Source organism: Pseudonocardia nigra (assembly GCF_019396355.1).
Taxonomy (GTDB): domain Bacteria; phylum Actinomycetota; class Actinomycetes; order Mycobacteriales; family Pseudonocardiaceae; genus Pseudonocardia; species Pseudonocardia nigra.
Genome location: NZ_JAHKRK010000183.1, coordinates 1 through 17,100, shown reverse-complemented (window position 1 = coordinate 17,100; position 17,100 = coordinate 1). Strand labels below are relative to the sequence as shown.

Sequence of the window (17,100 nt, the reverse complement as noted above, 5' to 3'; positions counted from 1 at the left end):
GAACCTCCGACTGGATCGTCAAGCACAGATCCACGAGCTCTTCCTGGTGCAGGCCAGTGGTATGATACAACGCGACGGTCCGTTCACGTGGGCTTGTGTTGGCAAACCCATTCTCGCGTGAATCGGAGGTCACTCGCTTGTCGACACGCGCAAGTTGATCTCAGAACCGTAACGAAACGCTTCGCTGAATAACCCTCATGCGGCTGCTGAGCACTGTGCGTGGGCCGCTGCTCATGCCCGCTCCGGTGCTCACCGAGGTCTGCTACCTGCTCGAAACCCGGCGAGGGCCCGAGCTCGAAGCCGATTTCCTCTCCGATGTCGCCGACGGAGTCATCGAGCTCGTCGATCTCACCAGGGTTGACGTGGCCCGAATGGTCGAACTCGTTCGCAGGTATGCCGACCTTCCCCTGGGCGCCGCGGACGCGTCCGTGATCGCCATAGCCGAACGGCTCGGGATCACCGATATCGCCACTCTCGATCGCAAGCACTTTTCCATCGTGCGGCCACGTCACGTCTCGGCGTTCACCGTGCTGCCCTGATGCGGTGCCGGCGCGAACCCGCTCACGCGCCGACCGCGCCGTCGATCCCCTCGCGCAGGAGGTCGGCGTGCCCGTTGTGGCGCGCGTACTCGTGGATCAGGTGCAGCATCACGAGCCGCAGCGACACGTCCTCGCCCCACCGTGCCTGGTGGCCGGTGACGTTGAGCGACTCGGCCGCCGCTTCGATCCGGCGGGCGTGCCCGACCTCGGCCTGCCAGGCGGCGAAAGCCTCGGACCGGGTGGCCCCGCTCGCGTCGTAGGCCACCTGGAAGTCGCCGTCGGCGGACCAGACGAGCGGGATGTCCTCCCCGTTGATCAGTCGCCGGAACCAGGTGCGCTCCACCTCGGCCATGTGCCGGACCAGCCCGAGCAGCGACAGCGTCGAAGGTGGCATCGAGCGGCACCGCAGGTCCTCGTCGGACAGGCCGTCGCACTTCATCGCGAGGGTCGCCCGGTGGAAGTCCAGGTAGGCGCGCAGCGTCTCCCGCTCGCCACCGGTCAGCGGCGGGTCGACGCGGTCGGGCCTCGTCATCAGCGCTGCTGCTGCGCCAGCTGACCCTGGATCACCCGCTGCAGGTGGGTGAGCCCCGGCGTCCCGAGCGTGCCGACCTGGGCCTCCAGCTGCCGCAGCAGGTGCGGGTCGTGCACCGCGTTCTCGCTCGACTGCAGCAGCACGGTGCCGGCGCCGGTGAAGTCGAACTGCCGCTCCTCCCCGGACTGGACGCCGAGCATCCCGGCGGCCGCGCCGAGGAAGCCGGTCATCCAGTTCGCGTCGAAGTGGTGCGACGGCGACGGGCAGTCCGCCCAGCCGACCAGCGCCTGCGGGTCCACCCGGATCGGCGGCTCGGCGAAGATCACCGGTCCGGAGCTGGACGCGAGGAACTTGCCGGTGCCGAGGAGTGTGAGGAACCCGGGGACGATCGACTGCTTCAGCTCGAGCGTCGAGTCGAAGGCGAGCAGGTTGGACGCCCGCAGCGTCAGGTTGCCGTCGGTGAGGTCGTAGCTGTTGATGTCGTAGCCGCGGTCGCCCAGGATCAGGTGGCCGGCGCCGTTCGCGATCACCCAGTCGCCGGTGTAGAGGGGCGCGGAGAACCGGGTGGCCACGAAGCCGCCGACGCTCGCCGAGGTCAGCGGCTCGAAGCGGATGCCGGAGCCGTGCGGCGCGGGGTAGTAGGCGATCATGCGGCCGGTCTGCATGAACAGCTGCCCGTCGAGCCGCACGCAGTAGGCGTAGTGGTTGCCGGGGAGGTTGTCGTTGTCGGGCAGGGTCTGCGGGTTCAGCGGCGTGGTCACGGTTTCCCTCAGATCTTCTGCTCGGAGGCCTGGACGTACACGGTGCCGGTGCCGGTCAGCTTGAGCTGGATCGCCTCGCCGGAGCCGCGGCCGACGGCGTCGCGCCAGCTCGCGTTGACGGAGATGTCGGCGTCGACCTGCCCGACGTGGGCGACGTAGGCCTGCGGGTCGACGGTGGTGGGCCTGCCGGGCTGGACGGGGAGGGCGATCGTGCCGCCGTGCGAGAGCACCGCGACCGAGCCGAACCCGTGCAGCTGGGTGGTGAACATGCCCTGCCCGCTGACGGCGCCCCGGACCGCGCCCCGGATGCCACCCTGCTGGCCGAGGAACACCACCGTGGACTGCAGCGCCGCGTCGTGGGCGACCAGCCGGTCGGCCTCCACCGACAGCGGGCCGGAGCCGTCCAGCTCGATGATCGTGACGTAGTGGCCGCGGTAGCCGTAGTGGACGGTGCCGTTCCCCTGGGCGACCATCATCGCCACCTGCTCGCCGCGCAGCATCCGGCCGGCCATGCCGCCGACGCCGCCCGCCCCGGCGTGGACGGGGGCGAAGCCGACGTCGCCGGTGTAGGCGAGCATCGCCCCGCGCCGGGCGAGCACCTCGCGGCCGGGGGCCACGGGAGCGGAGACGACCTTGGGATTCACCTGTGTGAAGGCCATGTGCCTAGCGCTCCTCGGGCTGGATGTAGACGACGCCGCTGCCGTCGAAGCGCAGGGAGAACGCGTCCCCGGAGTCCTCGCCGATCAGGTTGCGCCACGACACGTCGGTGACGAACGACTGGGTGAGCTGTCCCTGGCTCGCGACGAACGCGTCGGGGTCGACGACCAGGGGGTACTGCGGCGTCACCTCGAGCGCGATCGGCGGCCCGCCCGCCGACAGCAGCGCGGCGGTGCCGATCCCGGTGACGGTGGTGGTGAACAGGCCCTGCCCCGAGGTGGCGCCGCGGACCCCGGCGAACGCGACGTCGGTCTGGAGGCCGTCGGAGATGGCGAGCAGCTGCTCCGACTCGACCTTCAGCGTCTCGCCCGCCAGCTCGACGACGAGGATCTCCATGGCCTCCTTGGCGAACCAGACGGTGCCGGTGCCGGAGCACTGCATCAACGACACCGACTCGCCGGTGGCGCGGCGCTTGAACGCGGCGCGCAGCCCGGCGCCGCCGCCCATCCCGGCGTTCTTGAAGGCCACGTCGCCGGTGTAGGCGATCATCGCGCCGGTGGCCGCGCGCACCGCGTCGCCGTGCAGTTCGATCTCCAGCACGCGCGAGCCGCCCCGCCAGAACGGTTGCATGGTCGCATCCTGGCACGGGTACGCCGGTGTCCATGGGACGCACCAGGATCAGGCGCGGGGTGCTCGCCGTCGTCGCCGCGGGCGGGCTGCTGCTCACCGGGGCGGGCGCGTGCGACGACGGTGGCGATGCCGGGCCCGGCGTCGGGGAGTCGGGCGAGTCGGGGGACGAGAGCGGCTACGGCACGGGCGGCGACAGCGGCGCCGGCGAGGAGGGATCGGGCGAGCCGGGCGAGGGTGGCGCGGGTGACGAGGTCGGCGGGGGTGGCTGACACCGCTGCCGACGTCCCCCGTGCGCCGAGCGGCTCGTCCCAGCGGTGGGTGGCGTTTGCGCTGATGGCACGCTGTGGAACGTGATCGGCATGGAGCAGGACGTCCCCGGCCACGTCGAGTTCGTGCATCGCAGCTGGCCGGCTGACCCCGAGCAGCTGGTGCTCATCCGCCGGGCGCTGGCGGGTTGGCTTGCGCCGCTCGCGCTGACCGAGGAGGAGACGGCGGATGTGGTGCTCGCGGTGGACGAGGCCGCCGCGAACGCGGTCCGCCACGCCTACGGGCCGGACGAGTCCGGGGCGGTGGAGCTGACGCTGTGGACCGAGGCCGACACCCTCTACATCGAGGTGGTCGACCACGGCAGCTGGCGGCCGCCCGCCGAGCGGCCCACGGAGGGCGGCCGGGGGATCTCGCTGATGCACACGATGTCGGAGGCAGTGCTCATCCGGTTCGACGACCGCGGTAGCCGCGTGCTGCTGCGGCACCGGATCCCGGCGCACCCGGGGCGCGCGGAGGCATAACCGCCCGGCCCGCCACTCGTTCGGGGAGTATGCGGAATTGGGCGACAGCGGTGTCGGCCGGGGCGGTGGTGGCGGCGGTTGCGATGACGGCGTTCGCGCCGGCCGCGGCCGCGCAGCTTGACGAGCAGCCGGACGAGCAGCTTCCCGTCCCGTACGGGTTCGTGGCCGGGATCGCTGCGGGGGTGGTGGGGCCGTACTCCGACCCGCCCGGGGCGAACGACTGGTCCTGCTCGCCGGGTGTGGAGCACCCCCACCCGGTCGTCCTCGTGCACGGGTTCACGGCGTCGAAGACCACGAACTGGCAGACGATCTCGCCGCTGCTCGTCAACGCCGGGTACTGCGTGTTCGCGTTGACCTACGGCGTGCCGGACGGGGCGGTGTTCCCGCAGGACCAGCTCGGCGGGTTCACCCGCATGGAGCGCAGCGCGGAGGAGCTGGACGCGTTCGTCGACCGGGTGCTGGCGGCCACCAGCGCCGAGCGGGTCGACCTGGTCGGGCACTCCGAGGGCACGCTGATGCCGCAGTTCTGGCTGCAGTTCCTCGGCGGCGCCGACCGGGCCGACGACTACGTCGCGGTCACTCCCCTCTACGACGGCACGCTGGCCGACCCGCTCCCGGTGGCGGAGATCGCCGACGAGTTCGGGGTGCGTGAGCCGTTGTCGGCCGTGACCGGGGTGGCCTGCGAGGTCTGCCCGCAGTTCGTCTCCGGGTCGCCGTACCTGGAGCGGATGAATGCCCGACCGGGCGGCGCGGCGGTGCCCGGGATCACCTACACGACCGTGATGACCCGGTACGACGAGCTGGTGATCCCCTACACCAGCGGCGTCCTCGACGCCCCGAACGCCACGAACATCGTGGTGCAGGACGGGTGCGAGGCCGACCTGTCCGACCACGCCTCGATCATCTCGACGCGCCGGACCGGGCAGATCGTCCTCAACGCGCTCGACCCGGCGAACGCCGTGCCGCCGCCGTGCACGGTGGCGCTGCCCGCGCTCGGGAACGAGGTGGTGGGGGCGCCCTGATCGGGTAACCGCGGGGTATGGCTACCGATCGACCCCGCCGCACCCGCGCCGACTACCAGCGCGGCCTCCCCGGCTACCACGACCCCACCTCCGGCTTCGGCGGGGCCGCCCCCGCCCGGAGCGCGCTGACGCTGCGCGCGGTGCTCGCCGCGTTCGGGCTCGTGTTCGCGGCCGGGGCGGCCTGGATCTCCTTCGCCGCAGGCCTGCCCGCGTTCATCAGCTGGTTGCTCGTCGTGGTGGCCGTGATCGCGGCCGTCGACCTGGCGTGGGTGCTCTACCGCAAGGGCCGGGGCGAGCCGGGTTAGGCGCCGGCCAGGAGCGTCTCGTCGAGGCGCTGCCGCAGCTCGTCGGGGGAGTCGAACACCTCGCGGGCGCCCGCGGCGCACAGCTCGTCGTCGGAGAACCCGCCGCTGCGCACCGCGTAGCCCGGGGCGTCGAGCGCGGCGGCCGCCCGGAAGTCCCACACGGAGTCGCCGACCAGCACGCCGGCGGTGCCGTCGACGGCGCGCAGGGCGGCCTCGAGCAGGTCGGGGGCGGGCTTCGTGCGCTGGACGTCGGCCGAGGTCGTCCAGCCGTCGGAGAGCGCCTTGCCGTCGAAGAGACCGAGGTAGTGCTCGACGTGCTCGGCCTTGCCCGAGCTCGCCAGCACGATCCGGAAGCCGCGGCGGCGCACGTCGGTGAGCAGCTCGACGACCCCGGCGAACGGCTGCACCTCGCGCAGCAGCGGGTCGAACTCCTCGGTCCAGGCGGCGCGCAGCTCGTCGCCCAGCCGGTTCTCGACGTCCTCACCGGCCACGGCGGCGACGAGCTGGTCGCCGCCCATCCCGATCGCTCGGTGCAGCCGCCAGACCGGAACGGCGATGCGGTGGCGGCGGAACGCCCGGAACCAGGCGATGGCGTGGTGGTAGTTGGTATCGACGAGGGTGCCGTCGACATCGAAGACGGCGGTGTCGAACACGGCGGTATCCGGCTTCACCCGTGGCCAGTACCCGCCGCGTGATCGGAGGAATCACGCACGGCCGAGGCCTCGGCGCGCAGCCGCTCCCACAGCGCCGCCACGTGCTCGGCCTCCGTGGCGACCGACCCGATCGCCACCCGGATCGCGTACCGGCCCTCGACGGTGGTGTGGGTGAGCAGCTCGGCCCCCGCGGCGTTCACCCGCTCCAGCACGGTGCGGGTGGCGGCGTCGTCGGCCTCCGCGCCCGCGCCCGTGACCACCCGCACGCAGAGCAGCGCCAGCGACGGCGGGGCGGCGAGGGCGAGCCCCGGTTCGGCGCGCACCCGGTCCGCGAACGCGGCGGCGAGCTCGACGTGCGTGCGGATATGGGCGCGCAGGCCCTCGAGACCGAAGCCGTGCACGACCGCCCACAGCTTGAACGCGCGGAACCGGCGCCCGAGCGGCACCTGCCAGTCGCGGTAGTCGACGACGTCCCCGGACTCCGACGCGGCGTTGCGCAGGTACTCCGGGGTGATCGACAGCGCGGCGGGCAGCGCCGCGGCGTCCCGGACCCACAGCAGCGACGCGTCGAACGCGGTGAGCAGCCACTTGTGCGTGTCGGTGCAGAACGAGTCGACCAGGTCCACACCGTCGAGCAGCCACCGCAGCTCGGGGCACAGGGCCGCGACGCCCGCCCATGCGGCGTCGACGTGCACCCAGGTGCCGTGTTCTCGTGCTGCGAGCGCGATCTCGCGTACGGGGTCGACGGCTCCGGTGCCGGTGGTGCCCACCGTCGCGCACACGAGAACGGGGCGCAGCCCGGCCTCGACGTCCGCGCGCAGCGCCGTGGCGAGCGCGGCCGGGTCCATCGCCAGCGAGCCGGGGGCGGGGTCGACGACCCGCAGCGCGCGGGCGCCCAGCCCGGCCACCCGCACGGCCTTGGCCAGGGAGGAGTGGGTCTCGGCCGTGACGTACACGCGCTCGGTGCCGTCCACGCCGCGCTCGCGCCAGCCGGGGACGGCGCGGTGCAGGGCGGCGAGCAGCGCCACCAGCGCGGCCGACGAGGCGGAGTCCTGGATGGACCCGCCACCGCCGCCGCCGAACGTGAACGCCGGGTCGAGCCCGAGCGCGCCGGCGAACGCGTCGAGCAGGACCTGCTCCACCTCCGTGGCCGCCGGTGAGGTGGACCAGAGCATTCCCTGCGCGCCGAGCCCGCCGGAGAGCATGTCGCCCAGCAGCGAGTGCAGCGAGGCGTTCGCCGGGAAGTAGCCGAAGAAGCCCGGGTGCTGCCAGTGCGTGCTGGCCGGGACCACCACCCGGTCGATCTCCGCCAGCAGCGCCTCGAACGGCTGCGGCCGCTCGGGCAGGTGCGCGGGCAGCTGCGCGCGCACCCACCCCGGCTCGACGTCCCGGCGGACCGGGAGCTCCCCGATCCCGGCCCGGTAGTCGGCGATCCAGTCGACCGCGGCGTGGGCGAGCCTGCGGAACTCCTCCGGGTCCAGATCCGTCACGCCGTCGAGCGTAGGAGCGCCCGGCGGCCGGGGCGCGGACGGGCGGGCCCGGTAGTCCTCCTCGCAGCCCGGGTGCGCCGGGACCGGTGGAGGGCGCCGACGGCTGCGCTCATTGCCGGCGATCACGGGCAGAAGTCGGCTCGTTCGGCCTCGCGGGCGACCTTCTGCCCGTGATCGCGGTGGTTCCGGGCCCGGCCGTGGGCTCGGCGGTGGCGGTGGGGCCCGCCGCTCGGTGATCACGGGCAGAAGGCGGCTCGTTCGGCCTCGTTGGCGACCTTCGGCCCGTGATCGCGGCATTCCCCGGCGTGCCGCATTCCGGGGTCCGGCCGCCGCGGCGGCTCCGTGACGACCGTGGAACCCGCCGCATGGCGATCACGGGCAGAAGGCGGCTCGTTCGGCCTCGCGGGCGACCTTCTGCCCGTGATCGCGGTGGTTCCGGGCCCGGCCGTCGGCTCGCGGCCGGCCCGGCCCCGCCGCTCGGCCCGGCGGGCCCGTCAGACCGCAGGCTCCGCCACCGCCCGCGTCGCGCCGTGCTCCTCGCGCAGCCGGGTCTTGAGCACCTTGCCGCTGGGGTTGCGGGGCAGCGCGTCGACGATCACGAGGTGGCGGGGGCGCTTGTAGCCCGCCAGGTGTTCGCGGCTGAACCCCTCGATGTCGGCCTCGGTGGGGGGATCGGCGGGGTCGCGGGGCGCGATCACGGCGAGCGGGGTCTCGCCCCACTTCGGGTCGGGCACGCCGATGAGCGCGACCTCGCCGACCTTCGGGTGCCCGGCGAGGACGTTCTCCACCTCGGCGCAGTAGATGTTCTCCCCACCCGAGATGATCATGTCCTTCTTGCGGTCGACGACGTAGTAGTAGCCGTCCTCGTCCTGGCGCACCAGGTCGCCCGAGTGGAACCAGCCGCCGCGGAACGCCTCGGCGGTCTCCTCCGGCTTGTTCCAGTACTCCGTCATCACCAGCGGGCCGCGATAGACGATCTCGCCGACCTCGCCCTGCGGCACGTCGTTCATGTCGTCGTCGACGACCCGGACCTCGACGTTGATCATCGGCGTCCCCACCGAGCCGATCTTGCGGATGGCGTCCTCGCCGCGCAGGTTGGTGGTGACGGGGCTGCACTCGGTCTGGCCGAACGCGGTGCAGACCTCGGCCTGCGGGAACGCGTCGATCATCGTGCGGAGCAGCGTGGTGGAGGCGGGCGCGGCGCCCCAGGAGATCCGGCGCAGGCGCGACAGGTCGTAGGAGGCGAGCCCGGGCACCGCGCAGACGGCCTGCCACTGCGCCGGGACCATGAAGCACGAGCTCACCTGTTCGTCGACGAGCAGCTGCACCATCGCGACGGGGTCGAAGCCGCCCGACGGCGGGATGACCGTCTTCCCGCCGGTGATCAGGACCGGCAGCATCCCGGACAGTCCCGCGATGTGGAACAGCGGCGCCGCGGACAGCCACACGCGGTCGTCTCCGGTGGTGCCGAGCGTGGCCATCGAGCTGAATGCGTGCAGCAGCAGGTTGCGGTGCGTCAGCACCGCGCCCTTCGGGAAGCCGGTCGTCCCGGAGGTGTACATGATGTAGGCGGGGGAGTCGTCCGGGACCGGCAGCTCGGTGTAGCCGGCCGGGGCCGCGGCGAGCACGTCCTCCAGGTCGCCGCCGATCGTGACGACGGCCGTGACGCCCGGGGCCCGCGTGCGCGCCTGCTCCACGGCCGGCGCGAACGCCAGGTCGCACACCACTGCCGTCGCGCCGCTGTCGGTGAGCACGTAGGCGATCTCGTCGGCCACCAGCCGGAAGTTCACCGGCACGCAGATCGCGCCGAGCCGCAGCGTCGCGAGGTAGGCCTCGACCACCTCGACGCTGCCCCGGCCGAGCACCGCGACGCGGTCGCCCGCGCCGACCTCGTGGCCCGCCAGCGCGTTCGCCAGCCGGCTGACGCGGTCGTGCGCCTGTGCGAACGTGCGCCGCGACCGGTGGTCGACGAACGCCACGGCGTCGGGGGTGGTGCGGGCGTGCCGGGCCAGCATGTCGCTCATGGTCATGCCGCGGCCGCTGATCCGGGGCGCGGCGGCGGGGCTGGTGGAGTTCATCGGCATCCTCGGCGTCGGGGACGGGAACTTAACGAACGTTATGTTGGCGGCTGGCGCCGGGCGCGGCAAGACCTTGACGTGGCGCGGCTCACGCCGACCCCGCTCGCGGCAGGGGGGCAGGAGGCGCATCGTCGGCGGGTGCCCTCCCCCGTCGACGCGCCGGTCACGAACGCCCGGCGCAGGCTCCGGCTGCTGCAGCTGGCCGCCCTGACCAGCACCTGCGACCGCTTCGCGATCGCCCCGCTGCTCGTGGTGATCGGCCTCGACCTCGGCGCCCCGCTCGCCGCCGTGGCGGGGGTGGCGAGCGTGTACTTCCTCGCCTACGGGCTGATGCAGCCGGTCTGGGGCATGGTCAGCGACCGGATCGGCCGGGTCCGGGTGATGCGGCTGGCGCTGCTCGGCGCGGCGCTGGCAGGGCTCGCGTCCGCGCTGGCGCCGAACCTGCTCGTGCTCGGGATCTCGCGCACGGTGGCGGGCGGCTGCTTCGCCGCGATCATCCCGGCCACGCTGGTGTACGTCGGCGACGTGTGGCCGCCCGCCGTGCGCCAGCGGCCGCTGTCGGACCTGCTGGCGGCCTCCTCGCTCGGGACGGCGGCCGCGACGGCGGGCGCGGGCGTGCTCGCGGACGTGGTCGGCTGGCGGTCCGTGCCCGCCGTGACGGGAGTGGCGGGCGCGGTGCTCTGGCTCGCGCTGGCCCGGCTGCCCGAGCCGGACCGCGCGCCCTCGACGGCCAACCCGCTGCGGTCGATCGCGACGGTGCTGCGCTCCCGGTGGGCGCTCGTGGTGTTCGTGCTGGTCTTCGTGGAGGGCGTCGCCGTGCTCGGGGTGCTCACCTACCTCGCGCCCGCCGTCCAGGCGCTGGGGTCGTCGGCGGCGGTGGCCGGGCTGGTGGCGGCCGCGTTCGGAGTCGGGTCGCTCGGCTGGTCGCGGATCGTGCGGCTGCTGGTCGGGCGGGTGTCGCCCGCGGGCCTGGCCGCCGTCGGCGGGGCGCTGCTCGTGGCGTCGTGGGCCGTCCCCGCCGTTGCGGTGACCCTGCCGACCGTCACCGCCGCCGGCGTGCTGCTGGGCGGGTCGTGGGCCTTCCTGCACACGACGCTGCAGAGCTGGGCCACCGAGGTGGTACCCGGCGAGCGGGCCACGACGGTGGCGCTGTTCGCGGCGCTGCTGTTCCTCGGCAGTGCCGCCGGGACGGCCCTGGCCGCCCCCACGGCCGAGGCGGGCGCGTTCGCCACCGTGTTCCGGGTGGCGCTGGTGCTGTCCGTGCCGCTCGCGCTGGCCGCGGCGGTGGCGATCGCCCGGTACGGGCGGGCGGCGGAGCCCGCCCCCGCCCCGGAGTAGCGCTCCCGAGGACGTCCTCGACCTCCCGGGGACAGAGGCGCCGCCGGAGATGATCCTGAACGCCCGCCGGTCGGTGCGGTACAGGTGGTCGTCGACGTGGCCGAGGTCGCCGGCGGGTGCGTCGACCTCCTCCGAGAACGGGCCCGCGATGGCCGCGGGCGCCCGGGGCGACCGCATTGCGTTCCGGCTCGAATTCCGGCGTTGCCGGACGCGATTCGACGCGTCCCACCACCGGTCGTGCCCCGATGCAGTCACCACCCCTGCGCGAGGCCCTGACCGGCCAGGACGTGCTCGACAAAGGCGGCGCGCACCTTGTGAAGAATGTTTCTGGACGACGTGAAGAAAATCTTGTTGTCCCCCGATCGGTGGCACATCCCGGGAAACGCGCAGTCGTTCATGGGATAGCAGCGTCGCAACGCTGCCGTTCCGACCCAGCTTCAGCTCCCTCGGCCTGTGCCGGTCACCGCCGACCCGGGCCGCCCGTTGCCTCGAGGAGACTCAGTGTTCGAAGGGTTCAACCAGGCGTTCCTCAAGAACGTCGTCAACCGCAGCGCCGAGAACGCGGTCGACCGCCGTCGCTTCCTGCGCGCCGCCGGTGTGACCGGCCTGGGCGTCGCCGGGGTGGGCGCACTCGGGGTCACCGCCGGCACCGCCTTCGCCGGTGGCGGGGACGAGGAGCAGGGCCCGAGCGACGCGGCCGTGCTCAACTTCGCGCTCAACCTCGAGTACCTCGAGGCCGAGTTCTACCTCCGCGGCGTGTTCGGCGAGGGCCTCGACGACGACCAGATCGACGGCAAGGGCAAGCTCGGCGGCGTCCGCGGCGGTCGCAAGGTCAACTTCGAGTCGAAGGCGGCCCGCCAGTACGCCGAGGAGATCGCGGGCGACGAGCGCGCCCACGTCGAGTTCCTGCGGGCCGCACTCGGTGACGCCAGGGTCGCCCGCCCGGAGATCAACCTCGACGAGGCCTTCAGCGCCGCCGCCGCGGCGGCCGGCCTGATCGAGTCGGGCCAGCGCTTCGACGTGTTCGCCAACGAGAACAACTTCCTGCTCGGCGCGTTCGTCTTCGAGGACGTGGGCGTCACCGCCTACAAGGGCGCGGCGCCGCTGGTGTCCAACAAGACCTTCCTCGAGGCCGCCGCCGGCATCCTCGCGGTCGAGGCGTACCACGCGGGCCTCATCCGCACGGTGCTGCTGAACAAGGGCCTCGAGGTGCCCGCCGGGGCGATCTCCGACGCCCGCGACAGCCTCGACGGCCCCGAGGACAAGGACCAGGGCATCGTCGACGAGGACGGCCAGGCCAACATCGTGCCGGCCGACGAGAACGGCATCGCGTTCAGCCGCACGCCGGGCGAGGTGCTCAACATCGTCTACCTCAACCCGGACTCCGTGCAGTCGGGCGGGTTCTTCCCGAACGGTGTCAACGGCGAGGTCAACACCAGCGACGACAACGCCTGATCGTCCTGTTGCACCGGACGGGCCGACGCGGATCACCCCGCGCCGGCCCGTTCGGCGTTTCCCGCCGTGCACAATCGGCGCCATGCTGACCGCCGCCGACGAGATCGCCGCCGGACCCGTCGTGCTGCGACGCTGGCGCCCCGGCGACGCGGACGCGCTGTACCGCGCGGTGAGCGAGTCGCTGGAGCACCTGGCGCCGTGGATGCCGTGGGCGGTGAACGGTTACTCCACCGCCGAGGCGGCGGCCTACGTCGCCCGCGCGGCCGAGGTGTGGGGCACCGACTACGACTACGGCATTGTGGCGCCCGGCGAGGTGATCGTCGGGTGCTGCTCGCTGATGGGCCGCATCGGCGACGGCGGCTTCGAGATCGGCTACTGGGTGCACCCCCGCCACACCCGGCGGGGCTACGCCACCGCGGCGGCCGCGGCCCTGACCGCCGAGGCGTTCCGGATCGGCGCCGACCGCGTCGAGATCGTGCACGACGTCGCCAACGTGCCGAGCGGATCGGTGCCGCGTGGCCTCGGCTTCACCGAGGTCGACCGGCGCATCCCGCAGGACGAGCGCACCGCGGGCGAGGCGGGTCTCGACGTCGTGTGGCGGCTGGTGCCCGGGGCGCGGTAGCGGCGCCGCCGCGGCAGGCGGTGATCAGGCGGTGATCAGGCGGTGGGCACGCGGTCGAGGAAGCCGTGGACGGCGGCGATCCGCCCGTCCGCCGCGAGGGTCACCACGTCGAAGCCGATCACGAGCGGCTCGGCGTCCGCCGGCCCGAGGCCCCACCGGAACCGGCACACGTCGTGGTGGGCGTCGGGCTCGCCCACGGGCCGGAACGTCATTCCGGCGAACTGCTGCTGTACCCCGGCGATCAGCCGGTCCAGGGCTTCGGCGCCGGTGACGTCGGCCAGCGGGTCGACGTAGCGCGCGTCCGGGGTGAAGGCCGCCTCGACGGCGGCCCGGCGGGCGGCGGGGTCGGTGGCGTTCCAGGCCGCCAGGTAGCCTTCGACGAGGGTGTCGGTGCGGGTGGTCGGAGCGGTGGTCTGCTCGGTCATCGGATCCTCCTGGTGTCGTCTGCTGACACCGACGATCCTGCGACCGGGGCCGTAGCGGCGTCGATCACCTCGAAGGTAATGCCGGGGCTACAACAGCGGGATCCGGTGGCGGCCGACGCACAGCGCGAGGTCCCGGAACCTCGCACGCGCGCTGCCGTGGCCGAAGTGGCTCACCGCGACCAGCCGGACGGACGTGATCCGCTCCGGGGCGGGCCCGAGGAACCGCTCGTGGTCGGCCCACACGTCGCGGGTCTCCCGCCGCCACCGGCCCAGCCCGGCGGGGCCGCGCCGCACGGGCACGTGGACGGCCGGACGGGTGCGGCCCGGGCAGTCGAAGGTGTCGTCCTCGGGCACGAGCGTGGTGCTCCAGAACCAGCTCAGGCTCCGGGCGCCGGTGTCGAACCCGGTCTCGATGCCGAGCAGGTCGTGGCTCCAGCGGCTGTTCTCCGGTGCCCGCCCGGGAAGTTCCTCGACGCGCCAGCTCCAGGTGATCTCGGTGCCGGGCCGCAGTGGTACGTCCACGGGCTTCTCCACGATGCCGGCGGCGTCGTCGCAGCGGACGTCGACGGCGGGGACGCCGTCGGCGACCGTGTGCCGGAAGATGTCACCGGGCCCGCAGGCCAGCAGGTAGGACCAGCCCGGGGGCGGCACGACGGGGTCGAGGAGCCGCTCCCGTTCGGCCGCGACGAGCCGGGGATCGGCGACCTCCGGCCGGAGCTCCACCAGCCCGTCGACCGGGTCGACGCCGCGGGGCCAGTGCAGCACCGTGACCGCGAGCGCTCCCCGGTCCTTCGCCCCGTAGGGGCCGTGCCCGGTGGCGAGGGCACCGGAGCCGTCGGCCCAGGTGCCCAGGTAGACGCAGAGCTCGAGCGGCCCGGACCGGTCCACCACCACCGTGGTGGTGTCCTGGGTGCACCCGAAGATCGTTCCGCCCGGGACGCGGCCCCACAGGTGGTACTTCGGGCCGCCGTCGTGCCCCGGCGACCAGGAGATGCGGCCGGAGCCGAGCAGCGTGACGCGGTCGCCGCGGCGCACGCTGATTCCAGTGGGGGTCCAGGGAGGCCTGTTCCCCGGCAGCACCACGTGCACGGCGGCCGGCTGGGTCATCCGGCCACCCTGGCAGATCCGTGGCCGCCGCGGGCGCGATCAGTGGTTCCGGTGGTAGGCCTCGAGCACGTCGGACGGGATCCGGCCCCGCTCGGAGATCTTCATCCCTTGCTGCTGCGCCCATTCCCGAATGGCCTGGTTCTGCTCACGGTCGGTGCTGGGCCGGGCCGGCGCGGCGCTGCCGCTCGAACGGCGGCGACCGGTGCGCCGGCGCGCGGCGGAAATGAACGGCGCGAGCGCGTCGCGCAATCTCGCGCTATTGGCGGCGGACAGGTCGATCTCGTACGCCTTGCCGTCCACCGCGAACTCGATCTGCTCCTCGGCCTGGCTGCCGTCCAGGTCGTCGACCAGGGTGACAGTGGTCTGCTTCGCCACGTGCGTTGCCTTTCCGAGATGTTCCGGGTACGCCGAGGTGCCCCTCGGTCTGTGAGGGGTGGCGGTTCCGAACGGGGTGGAGGACAATTACTGAGCCGATAATAATGGAGCCGGGTGCGCATTGTCGATCGGGGTGGATGTGCGGGTGCGGCGGCGCAGCGCGGGCGTGCGACGGGCCGCCCGCCCATTCCGGCGAATGGGATCACGACGACCCGAAAGGGCCGGTCAGGGCGTTCCCGCCCGCTCCTCGTAGGCTCCGCGTGTGGAGACGCGGACGGCGCGCAGGCTCGGGCGGGACCTCGGTGTGATCGGGCCGGGGTGCCGGCGCCGCGGCCGCCGCCGGGAGCACGCGCTCGCCGTCCTGCCGGCCGTGCGCGGGCCCTACGACGAGCTCGTGCGTCCGCACGCGCACGACCGCTGGTAGTGGACGGCCGCAGCGCACGCCTGCACGTCATGGCGCTGGACCTCGCGCTGACCGCCGCGGAGGCCGCGCGCAGGCTCGCCGGGCGCGACCGGGTGACCGCGTGGTCGGGGGCGTGGTCGCACGGCGACCTCGTCACGTGCGACCCCGTGCGCGTCGCGGGCGCGGACGACGACCCGTTCGCGCTGCTCGCGGACGTGCCGCGGATGGCGCCCGACCCCGAGCACCCGCACGCCGTGGGTGGGGGCTGGTTCGGGTACCTGCGCTACGCCGCGCCCGGCGAGGTCCCGGGGTGCGCGCTGGGCTGGTACCGGGACGTGCTGCGCCACGACGGGCGGCGCTGGTGGTACGAGGCCCTGCTCGACGCGTCGTTCGACGCCGGGGACGCCCGGCGGCGCTGCGCCGCGCTGCTCGCGGACCTGCGCACTCCGGCGGTGTTCCCGCCCGCCCGGCTGGAGCTGCTGCGGGTGCCGGACCGGGCGGCGCACGTCGTCGCCGTGGAGCGGTGCGTGCAGGCGATCCGCCGCGGGGAGGTCTACCAGGCCAACATCGCGACCCGCCTGGACCTGCACCTGGCCGGGTCGCCGCACGACGCGTGGGCGCGCCTGGTCGAGGCGGTCGCCCCGGCCCGCGCCGCACTCGTCGCGGACCCCGCGGGTACGGCGGTGAGCGCGAGCCCCGAGCTGTTCCTGCGCAGGCGGGGCCGCGCCGTCGTGACCGAGCCGATCAAGGGGACGCGCCCGCGCACCGGCGTGGACGACGAGCGGGAGCGGGCCGTCCTGGACGCCTCGGCCAAGGACGCCGCCGAGAACGTCATGATCGTCGACCTGATGCGCAACGACCTGTCCCGTGTCTGCGCCACCGGCACGGTGCGCGTGCCGCGGCTGCTCGCGGTCGAGCCGCACGCCGGGGTGTGGCACCTGGTGTCGACGGTGGCGGGGGAGCTCGCCGCGGGCTGCGACGACGCCGACCTGGTGCGGGCCGCGTTCCCGCCGGGTTCGGTCACCGGGGCGCCGAAGGTGCGGGCCGTCGAGCTGATCGACGAGTTCGAGGCCCGGCCGCGCGGGTTGTTCACGGGCGCACTGGGCTACGCGAGCCCGCTCGCCGGCCTGGAGCTGTCCGTCGCGATCCGCACGCTGGAGGTGGGGCCCGACGGGCAGGCTGAGCTGGGCGTCGGCGGCGGCGTCACCGTCGACTCCACCCCGGCGCTGGAATGGGCCGAGTGCCTCACCAAGGCCGCGCCGCTGCTGTCGGTGCTGGGGGCGGACGTCCCCGCGGCGGCCGTGCCGGGCGACCCGGCCGGCGCCGGCCTGTTCGAGACGCTGCTCGTGGTGGACGGGCGGCCGCAGCGGCTCGCCGAGCACGCCGGACGGCTGCGCCGGTCGTTCTGGGAGTGCTACGGGATCGCCCTGCACGCCGACGTCGGCGCGGCGGTGGACGCGGCGGTCGCGGGCCGGCGGGGCCCGCTGCGGGTGCGGGTGGACGCCGAACCCGCCCGCCCGGATCGCGTGCGCGTGGCCGTGCAGCCCTGCGCGCTGCCCGTCGACCCGGCCGACGACGCCGGCGTCGTCGCGCGGGTGGTCCGGTCGGCAGGCGGGGGTCCGCACAAGGTCGCCGAGCGGGGCTGGGCCGACGCCGCCGAGCGCGGCCTGGCGGACGGCGAGGCCGCCCTGCTGGTGGACGAGTGCGACCGGGTGCTGGAGGCCACCCGCTCGAACGTCGTCGCGGTGGTCGGCGACGTGGTGCGCACCCCGCCGCTGGACGGGCGGATCCTGCCCGGGACCGCGCGCCTGGCCGTGCTCGACGCGCTCGACGCCGCCGGCCTGCCGTACGCGATCGGCGAGCTGACCCTCGCGGACCTGGCGGCCGCCCACGGCGTGTTCCTCACCAACCCGATCCGCG

Annotated in this window: 20 protein-coding genes; 10 read left to right on the top strand and 10 right to left on the bottom strand. The window is 73.9% G+C overall.

Annotated features, from left to right (window positions below):
• The first annotated feature begins 197 nt into the window (after positions 1-197).
• Positions 198-539 carry a type II toxin-antitoxin system VapC family toxin gene (locus tag KME75_RS31395; protein ID WP_219418556.1) on the top strand — a complete coding sequence of 114 codons (342 nt, stop codon included), beginning with the start codon at positions 198-200 and terminating at the stop codon, positions 537-539.
• Between the two features lie 22 nt (positions 540-561).
• On the opposite strand, the gene KME75_RS31390 is transcribed toward KME75_RS31395, so the two are convergent.
• From KME75_RS31390 to KME75_RS31375, 4 genes are read right to left on the bottom strand one after another with little or no spacing between them, the layout of a single operon-like run.
• Positions 562-1,071, bottom strand: coding sequence for a DinB family protein (locus KME75_RS31390; protein ID WP_219418555.1), 510 nt, complete (start codon positions 1,069-1,071; stop codon positions 562-564).
• Positions 1,071-1,832: an AIM24 family protein gene (locus KME75_RS31385; RefSeq protein WP_219418554.1), complete on the bottom strand. Its 762-nt coding sequence runs from the start codon at positions 1,830-1,832 to the stop codon at positions 1,071-1,073. The genes KME75_RS31390 and KME75_RS31385 overlap by 1 nt, the downstream gene beginning before the upstream one ends.
• 8 nt (positions 1,833-1,840) lie before the next feature.
• Positions 1,841-2,491, bottom strand: a complete 651-nt coding sequence (locus KME75_RS31380; RefSeq protein ID WP_219418553.1) for an AIM24 family protein — start codon at positions 2,489-2,491, stop codon at positions 1,841-1,843.
• A 4-nt stretch (positions 2,492-2,495) separates the two neighbouring features.
• A complete protein-coding gene (locus KME75_RS31375; RefSeq protein WP_219418552.1) occupies positions 2,496-3,119 on the bottom strand; it encodes an AIM24 family protein in 624 nt (207 codons plus the stop codon).
• Positions 3,120-3,151: 32 nt separating this feature from the next.
• Between KME75_RS31375 and KME75_RS45255 the strand changes: the two genes are divergently transcribed.
• The 4 genes from KME75_RS45255 to KME75_RS31355 all read left to right on the top strand — a co-directional run bounded on the left by KME75_RS45255 (position 3,152) and on the right by KME75_RS31355 (position 5,234).
• Entirely contained in the window at positions 3,152-3,388 is a 237-nt protein-coding gene (locus tag KME75_RS45255) for a hypothetical protein (RefSeq protein WP_219418551.1), read from the top strand.
• A gap of 90 nt (positions 3,389-3,478) precedes the next feature.
• Positions 3,479-3,907 carry an ATP-binding protein gene (locus KME75_RS31365; protein WP_246633214.1) on the top strand — a complete coding sequence of 143 codons (429 nt, stop codon included), beginning with the start codon at positions 3,479-3,481 and terminating at the stop codon, positions 3,905-3,907.
• Positions 3,908-3,990: 83 nt separating this feature from the next.
• Positions 3,991-4,929 carry an esterase/lipase family protein gene (locus KME75_RS31360; RefSeq protein WP_246633208.1) on the top strand — a complete coding sequence of 313 codons (939 nt, stop codon included), beginning with the start codon at positions 3,991-3,993 and terminating at the stop codon, positions 4,927-4,929.
• Positions 4,930-4,946: 17 nt separating this feature from the next.
• The gene (locus tag KME75_RS31355; RefSeq protein ID WP_219418548.1) at positions 4,947-5,234 is read left to right on the top strand and encodes a hypothetical protein; all 288 of its coding nucleotides are present in this window, start codon (positions 4,947-4,949) and stop codon (positions 5,232-5,234) included.
• Here the strand turns inward: KME75_RS31355 and KME75_RS31350 are convergent.
• The 3 genes from KME75_RS31350 to KME75_RS31340 form a co-directional block, all read right to left on the bottom strand.
• Positions 5,231-5,905 (bottom strand): HAD family hydrolase, encoded by a 675-nt coding sequence (locus tag KME75_RS31350; protein WP_308283266.1) that lies wholly within the window; start codon positions 5,903-5,905, stop codon positions 5,231-5,233. The genes KME75_RS31355 and KME75_RS31350 overlap by 4 nt on opposite strands.
• Entirely contained in the window at positions 5,902-7,368 is a 1,467-nt protein-coding gene (locus tag KME75_RS31345; protein WP_246633213.1) for a pyridoxal-dependent decarboxylase, read from the bottom strand. The genes KME75_RS31350 and KME75_RS31345 overlap by 4 nt, the downstream gene beginning before the upstream one ends.
• Positions 7,369-7,871: 503 nt before the next feature.
• Positions 7,872-9,455 (bottom strand): long-chain-fatty-acid--CoA ligase, encoded by a 1,584-nt coding sequence (locus KME75_RS31340; RefSeq protein ID WP_246633207.1) that lies wholly within the window; start codon positions 9,453-9,455, stop codon positions 7,872-7,874.
• A 138-nt stretch (positions 9,456-9,593) separates the two neighbouring features.
• Here KME75_RS31340 and KME75_RS31335 point away from each other — a divergent pair, with 138 nt between their 5' ends.
• The 3 genes from KME75_RS31335 to KME75_RS31325 all read left to right on the top strand — a co-directional run bounded on the left by KME75_RS31335 (position 9,594) and on the right by KME75_RS31325 (position 12,870).
• Positions 9,594-10,793: an MFS transporter gene (locus tag KME75_RS31335; RefSeq protein WP_219418546.1), complete on the top strand. Its 1,200-nt coding sequence runs from the start codon at positions 9,594-9,596 to the stop codon at positions 10,791-10,793.
• A 501-nt stretch (positions 10,794-11,294) separates the two neighbouring features.
• The gene (locus KME75_RS31330) at positions 11,295-12,248 is read left to right on the top strand and encodes a ferritin-like domain-containing protein (protein WP_219418545.1); all 954 of its coding nucleotides are present in this window, start codon (positions 11,295-11,297) and stop codon (positions 12,246-12,248) included.
• Positions 12,249-12,330: 82 nt separating this feature from the next.
• Positions 12,331-12,870 carry a GNAT family N-acetyltransferase gene (locus KME75_RS31325; RefSeq protein WP_219418544.1) on the top strand — a complete coding sequence of 180 codons (540 nt, stop codon included), beginning with the start codon at positions 12,331-12,333 and terminating at the stop codon, positions 12,868-12,870.
• 35 nt (positions 12,871-12,905) lie between these two features.
• Here the strand turns inward: KME75_RS31325 and KME75_RS31320 are convergent, their stop codons facing one another.
• The 3 genes from KME75_RS31320 to KME75_RS31310 all read right to left on the bottom strand — a co-directional run bounded on the left by KME75_RS31320 (position 12,906) and on the right by KME75_RS31310 (position 14,777).
• Positions 12,906-13,295 (bottom strand): nuclear transport factor 2 family protein, encoded by a 390-nt coding sequence (locus KME75_RS31320; protein WP_219418543.1) that lies wholly within the window; start codon positions 13,293-13,295, stop codon positions 12,906-12,908.
• 87 nt (positions 13,296-13,382) lie between these two features.
• Complete coding sequence (locus KME75_RS31315) at positions 13,383-14,402, bottom strand: DUF3047 domain-containing protein (protein ID WP_219418542.1); 1,020 nt, start codon at positions 14,400-14,402, stop codon at positions 13,383-13,385.
• A gap of 39 nt (positions 14,403-14,441) precedes the next feature.
• A complete protein-coding gene (locus KME75_RS31310) occupies positions 14,442-14,777 on the bottom strand; it encodes a histone-like nucleoid-structuring protein Lsr2 (protein WP_219418541.1) in 336 nt (111 codons plus the stop codon).
• Positions 14,778-15,039: 262 nt separating this feature from the next.
• On the opposite strand from KME75_RS31310, the gene KME75_RS31305 reads away from it, so the two are divergent.
• Both KME75_RS31305 and KME75_RS31300 read left to right on the top strand, forming a co-directional pair.
• The gene (locus KME75_RS31305) at positions 15,040-15,201 is read left to right on the top strand and encodes a hypothetical protein (protein ID WP_219418540.1); all 162 of its coding nucleotides are present in this window, start codon (positions 15,040-15,042) and stop codon (positions 15,199-15,201) included.
• Positions 15,201-17,100, top strand: a 1,900-nt coding sequence (locus KME75_RS31300; protein WP_219418539.1) for an aminodeoxychorismate synthase component I, incomplete at its 3' end; no start/stop codon positions are given. The genes KME75_RS31305 and KME75_RS31300, both read left to right, overlap by 1 nt.

Bases quoted from the DNA above. Each gene is read 5' to 3' on its own strand.
- KME75_RS31395 (WP_219418556.1), top strand. From the start codon at position 198: ATGCGGCTGCTGAGCACTGTGCGTGGGCCGCTGCTCATGCCCGCTCCG.
- KME75_RS31390 (WP_219418555.1), bottom strand. From the start codon at position 1,071: ATGACGAGGCCCGACCGCGTCGACCCGCCGCTGACCGGTGGCGAGCGG.
- KME75_RS31380 (WP_219418553.1), bottom strand. From the start codon at position 2,491: ATGGCCTTCACACAGGTGAATCCCAAGGTCGTCTCCGCTCCCGTGGCC.
- KME75_RS31375 (WP_219418552.1), bottom strand. From the start codon at position 3,119: ATGCAACCGTTCTGGCGGGGCGGCTCGCGCGTGCTGGAGATCGAACTG.
- KME75_RS45255 (WP_219418551.1), top strand. From the start codon at position 3,152: ATGGGACGCACCAGGATCAGGCGCGGGGTGCTCGCCGTCGTCGCCGCG.
- KME75_RS31365 (WP_246633214.1), top strand. From the start codon at position 3,479: ATGGAGCAGGACGTCCCCGGCCACGTCGAGTTCGTGCATCGCAGCTGG.
- KME75_RS31360 (WP_246633208.1), top strand. From the start codon at position 3,991: ATGACGGCGTTCGCGCCGGCCGCGGCCGCGCAGCTTGACGAGCAGCCG.
- KME75_RS31355 (WP_219418548.1), top strand. From the start codon at position 4,947: ATGGCTACCGATCGACCCCGCCGCACCCGCGCCGACTACCAGCGCGGC.
- KME75_RS31340 (WP_246633207.1), bottom strand. From the start codon at position 9,455: ATGAACTCCACCAGCCCCGCCGCCGCGCCCCGGATCAGCGGCCGCGGC.
- KME75_RS31325 (WP_219418544.1), top strand. From the start codon at position 12,331: ATGCTGACCGCCGCCGACGAGATCGCCGCCGGACCCGTCGTGCTGCGA.
- KME75_RS31320 (WP_219418543.1), bottom strand. From the start codon at position 13,295: ATGACCGAGCAGACCACCGCTCCGACCACCCGCACCGACACCCTCGTC.
- KME75_RS31315 (WP_219418542.1), bottom strand. From the start codon at position 14,402: ATGACCCAGCCGGCCGCCGTGCACGTGGTGCTGCCGGGGAACAGGCCT.